Annotated in this window: 1 protein-coding gene; it reads right to left on the bottom strand. The window is 65.3% G+C overall.

The window, feature by feature from the left end; translation table 11 throughout:
* Positions 1–138: 138 nt before the first annotated feature.
* Positions 139–864: an enolase gene (locus tag AC5O77_RS21665; protein WP_478058467.1), complete on the bottom strand. Its 726-nt coding sequence runs from the start codon at positions 862–864 to the stop codon at positions 139–141.
* Between the last annotated feature and the right edge of the window lie 199 nt (positions 865–1,063).

Here is a 1,063-nt window from a genome sequence, read left to right as displayed (position 1 = left end):
GCCAGAGTGGGTCTGCGCCGCGGTGGGGCTGGGTGGCGTAGGGTTTGTGCCGGGGGGTCGGCCTGGCATTCGGGGTGGGCCGGGGCGGGCCCGGCCACGCCTCCACGGGCCGCCCGGGCGCGGCCACTACCAGGGGGCTTACGACCAGTCGAACGAGAACAGCACCGTGCGGCTTTCCGGCTCGTACAGCATCACGATCGCATCGGCACCGGTGGCGCACCAGTTGTAGCCGGCCACGTCGGCCACGGCGAAGAATTTGTTGCCATTGCGGGTGATGATCACTGTTTCGGCATCGTCCGCAGCGTTGGGGTCATCGGCAGCTTCGGTGAAACCCAGCTCGAATGCCGCGGGAATCTCTGCGGTTTCGGTCCAGTTGCCGAAACCGATGGGGCCGCCCAGCGTATCCAGATAATCGCGCTCGCTGGCCTCACCCTTGCCGTAGCGCGAGTAGCAGGCGAGACGGCCATGCGTGGCATGGTAATCGCGGGCCTTGGCGTAGCTCTCGCGCATCTGCACGATGTGCTCCTGCGCATCCTTGTCCTGCACCGCATCACCGATGAAATAGCCCGCGTTGCCGAGGAAGCGCATCTCGTTGCCGGCGGTCAGTTCGAAAGCGATCCAGTTGGTGCCGATGAAATCGTTGTGGTGTTCTTCGGTGGTCTCGCCGATGCAGCCGTCATACGGCTCGATCGGGCACAGCATCGTTGCCACCTGGCCGGCCAGTTCCGGGCGCAGCACGCCGAGGTCGATCTTCAGCAGCGGCAGCAGGTGCTGGCCGAGCCAGGCCTGGTCGGCGGGGAAGACATCGGTGGGGAAGGCGACCATGCCGGGCAGCAGGTCGCTCAGTTCAGTCTGGTGGATCATGTCAGTCCTTTGAATTGGATTGGTAGTGCCGGCCGCTGGCCGGCCTCCGCGATACAACAGGAGGTTGCCGGCCCCCCGCCCGCACAAACACACGCGCCGCCGGTAGAACCCCCAACGAAACCCCCCCGCACCGGCCGGGTCATTCCCGTCAGGGGAAACAAACACACCAACACCCCCATTCCCTCCCAAAAAAGCTAAC

The organism is Stenotrophomonas sp. INTA L402-1, assembly GCF_059295135.1.
This window is presented reverse-complemented; position numbering and strand designations above follow the sequence as displayed.